At 73.1% G+C, this 991-nt stretch carries 1 protein-coding gene; it reads left to right on the top strand.

Annotated features, from left to right (window positions below; translation table 11 throughout):
- Positions 1-328: 328 nt before the first annotated feature.
- A partial coding sequence (locus AQJ27_RS51270; RefSeq protein ID WP_244313893.1) for a ScbR family autoregulator-binding transcription factor occupies positions 329-991 on the top strand: 663 nt, incomplete at its 3' end.

Genomic DNA, 991 nt, shown 5'->3' with positions numbered 1-991 from the left:
GGGTGAGCGGGGGCTTCTTCCGGTGGAGTGGGGGCTGGTGCGGCCTGGTGGTATGCCGCTGTGGCGGGGGCTGGTGGTAGGTCCCGGTGGCGGGGTGTGTCTGGCGGGGTGTGGCGGGGCGGGCTGGTGTCCGGGGGCGGGGGCTGGCGGGTTCGTCTGTGTGTGTTTCTGTGCTGGGGCGGGGGCCTGGCCGGGTGTGTGGTTCGGGGGCGGGTGGGCGGGCTGGGGGGTGGATGAGGGGTTGGGGCGGGGCACGGACCAGGAAACATACCGCGCATGCGGTTTGGTAGGGTGTGGTGGTGGTCCGGGTGTGCCCGGGTGTGTGTGGGTGGTGGTCGTGGTGGGTGGGGAGGTGGGTGGGGTGGTCAGGCAGGTGCGGGCGGTGCGGACGCGTCGGGCTTTGGTGCGTGCGGCGGCTGAGGTGTTTGCGGAGGATGGGTATGCGCTTGCTTCGCTGCCGGTGATCAGCAGGCGGGCGGGTGTGAGTACCGGGGCGCTGCATTTTCATTTCCCGAGCAAGGATCTTCTGGCGCGTGAGGTGGAGGCGGTGGCGACGGTGTCGGTGCAGCGGCTGGTGGTGCGGGAGGGTGCGGGGGGCGGCGGGCTGCAGTTGCTGGTGGATGTGAGTGGTGATCTGGTGGCGGCTCTGGCGGTGGATCCGGTGCTGCGGGCCGGGTTCGAGCTGGGTGGTGATCCTTCGCGCAAGAGTGCGGAGGGGCCCGGGCGGTGGTGGGGTGAGTGGGTGTATGCGCTGCTGCGTGAGGCGCAGGGTGCGGGGGAGCTGGCGCGGGGGGTGTCCCCGGAGGCGGCCGCGGTGGCGGTGGTGGCCTCGGTCGCCGGGCTGGGCCGGCTCGCTTCCCGTCACCGTGTGCGTTCCTCGTCTCATCTGGTGGAGCAGTTCTGGGCCCTGCTGCTGCCCGGGCTTGCGGCGCCCTCGCGCCGGCGGCCGGTCCTGCCCGGTCCCCGGTCCGCCGGGACCGGCCGCACCCCC

The organism is Streptomyces olivochromogenes, assembly GCF_001514115.1.
GTDB lineage: Bacteria > Actinomycetota > Actinomycetes > Streptomycetales > Streptomycetaceae > Streptomyces > Streptomyces olivochromogenes.
Note: the sequence above shows the minus strand (reverse complement) of the source record. Positions and strands in the feature narration are given on the sequence as shown.